General features: G+C 63.2%; 2 protein-coding genes. One reads left to right on the forward strand and one right to left on the reverse strand.

Annotated elements, in window-relative coordinates; translation table 11 throughout:
• Positions 1–140: 140 nt before the first annotated feature.
• Complete coding sequence (apbC, locus tag B3E94_RS14310) at positions 141–1,235, reverse strand: iron-sulfur cluster carrier protein ApbC (RefSeq protein ID WP_176511075.1); 1,095 nt, start codon at positions 1,233–1,235, stop codon at positions 141–143.
• A 156-nt stretch (positions 1,236–1,391) separates the two neighbouring features.
• Here apbC and metG point away from each other — a divergent pair.
• On the forward strand, positions 1,392–2,767 hold a 1,376-nt coding region (metG, locus tag B3E94_RS14315; protein WP_286914016.1), incomplete at its 3' end, for a methionine--tRNA ligase.

Below are 2,767 nucleotides of genomic sequence, written 5' to 3' on the forward strand. Positions count from 1 at the left end.
GCATGCAGGCTGAAGAAGTTCAAATCGCCTAAGTCGATTTAGCTTCCTAGCTTTCAAAAAAACCCGCCTTCTGGCGGGTTTTTTTATGCCTGGCTGAAACCCCGTGTCGCTGCCTCCCAGGCAACGACACGGTGCGCCGATCAATCTTCGCTGATGGTAATGCTCGGCATCGCCGGCGCCGCCGCCTCCTGCAGCACGATCCGCGCCCCAACCTGGCGGGCCAGTTCCTGGTAGACCATGGCAATCTGGCTTTCCGGTTCGGCGATCGCCGTCGGCTTGCCGCTGTCGGCCTGCTCGCGGATCAGCATCGACAATGGCAACGAGGCCAGCAGTTCGACGCCGTACTGCGCCGCCAGCTTCTCGCCACCGCCTTCACCGAACAGGTGCTCGGCATGGCCGCAGTTCGAGCAGATGTGCACCGCCATGTTCTCCACCACGCCAAGCACCGGAATGTTGACCTTGCGGAACATTTCCACGCCCTTCTTGGCATCGAGCAAGGCCAGGTCCTGAGGGGTGGTGACGATCACCGAGCCGGCCACCGGCACTTTCTGCGCCAGGGTCAGCTGGATGTCACCGGTGCCCGGCGGCATGTCGATCACCAGGTAATCGAGGTCGTCCCAGGCGGTCTGGGTCACCAGCTGCAGCAGCGCCCCCGACACCATCGGGCCGCGCCAGACCATGGGCGTGTTGTCGTCGGTGAGAAACGCCATGGACATCACTTCCACGCCATGGGCCTTGATCGGCACGAACCACTTCTGCTCGCGGATCTGCGGGCGCGTGCCTTCGGCGATACCGAACATCACGCCCTGGCTGGGCCCATAGATGTCGGCGTCGAGAATGCCGACCCGGGCACCTTCGCGGGCCAGGGCCAGGGCCAGGTTGGCTGCGGTGGTCGATTTGCCGACACCGCCCTTGCCCGAGGCCACCGCGACGATGTTCTTGACGTTGGCCATGGCCGGCACCTGGGCCTGGGCCTTGTGCGCGGCGACCACGCAATCGATCGACACCTGCGCCGAGGTGACGCCTTCGAGGTTTTCGATCGCGGTCTGCAGCACCTGGGCCCAGCCGTTCTTGAACAGGCCGGCGGCGTAGCCGAGCTGCAACTGCACAGCGACCTGCCCGCCCTGGATATCGATGGCGCGCACGCAACCGGCGCTCACCGGGTCCAGGTTCAGGTAGGGGTCGGTGTACTGGCGAAGCGCGCCTTCGACGGCGGCACGGGTGACGACACTCATGGACACTCCCATTGGCAAACTGAATGTGAAACAGGCGCCTATCCTAACCCGTCAATCGTCAGCAGATGCGTGCGCGGGGTGAAATATATTCGCGAGCCCTTTATAGTGGCCGATCACCCTCAATTTTACCCGAGCCGAATAAGTAGCCGAGCCACTATGTCCGAGCCACGTCAGATTCTCGTTACCAGCGCCCTGCCCTATGCCAATGGATCCATCCACCTTGGCCATATGCTCGAGTACATCCAGACGGACATGTGGGTTCGCTTCCAGAAACTACGCGGCAACCAGTGCATCTACGTCTGCGCCGACGACGCCCACGGCTCGGCCATCATGCTGCGCGCCGAAAAGGAAGGCATCACCCCCGAGCAGCTGATTGCCAACGTGCAAGCCGAGCACAGCGGCGACTTCGCCGATTTCCTGGTGGACTTCGACAACTTCCACTCGACCCACAGCGAAGAAAACCGCGAGCTGTCCAGCCTGATCTACACGCGCCTGCGTGATGCCGGGCACATCGCCACCCGTTCGGTGACCCAGTATTTCGACCCGGAAAAGGGCATGTTCCTGGCCGACCGCTTCATCAAGGGCACCTGCCCCAAGTGCGCGGCCGAAGACCAGTACGGCGACAACTGCGAAAAGTGCGGCGCCACCTATGCCCCAACCGAGCTGAAGAACCCGAAGTCGGCGATTTCCGGTGCCACCCCGGTACTGCGTGATTCCCAGCACTTCTTCTTCAAGCTGCCGGACTTCCAGGCCATGCTGCAGCAGTGGACCCGCAGCGGCACCCTGCAGGACGCCGTGGCCAACAAGCTCGCCGAATGGCTGGACTCGGGCCTGCAGGAGTGGGACATCTCGCGCGATGCGCCGTACTTCGGCTTCGAGATCCCGGGTGAGCCTGGCAAGTACTTCTACGTCTGGCTGGATGCGCCCATCGGCTACATGGCCAGCTTCAAGAACCTCTGCGCACGCCGCCCGGAGCTCGATTTCGACGCCTTCTGGAACGAAGGCTCCAAGGCCGAGCTGTACCACTTCATCGGCAAGGACATCGTCAACTTCCACGCCCTGTTCTGGCCAGCCATGCTCGAAGGTTCGGGCTTCCGCAAGCCGACCGCAGTCAACGTGCACGGCTACCTGACCGTCAACGGCGCCAAGATGTCCAAGTCGCGCGGCACCTTCATCAAGGCCCGCACCTACCTGGACCACCTGCAGCCGGAGTACCTGCGCTACTACTACGCCGCCAAGCTCGGCCGTGGCGTCGACGACCTCGACCTGAACCTCGAGGACTTCGTGCAGAAGGTCAACTCGGACCTGGTCGGCAAGGTGGTGAACATTGCCAGCCGCTGCGCAGGCTTCATCCACAAGGGCAATGACGGCGTCATGGTTGCCGGCGATGCCGCACCGGAGCTGACCGAAGCCTTCCTCGCCGCCGCCCCGTCGATTGCCGAGGCTTACGAAGGCCGTGACTTTGGCCGCGCCATGCGTGAAATCATGGCCCTGGCCGACCGCGCCAACGCCTGGATCGCCGACAAGGCGCC

Source organism: Pseudomonas sp. UBA6315 (assembly GCF_002438125.1).
In the GTDB taxonomy this organism is placed as follows: Bacteria; Pseudomonadota; Gammaproteobacteria; order Pseudomonadales; family Pseudomonadaceae; genus Aquipseudomonas; species Aquipseudomonas faucium.

Bases quoted from the DNA above. Each gene is read 5' to 3' on its own strand.
- apbC (WP_176511075.1), bottom strand. From the start codon at position 1,235: ATGAGTGTCGTCACCCGTGCCGCCGTCGAAGGCGCGCTTCGCCAGTAC.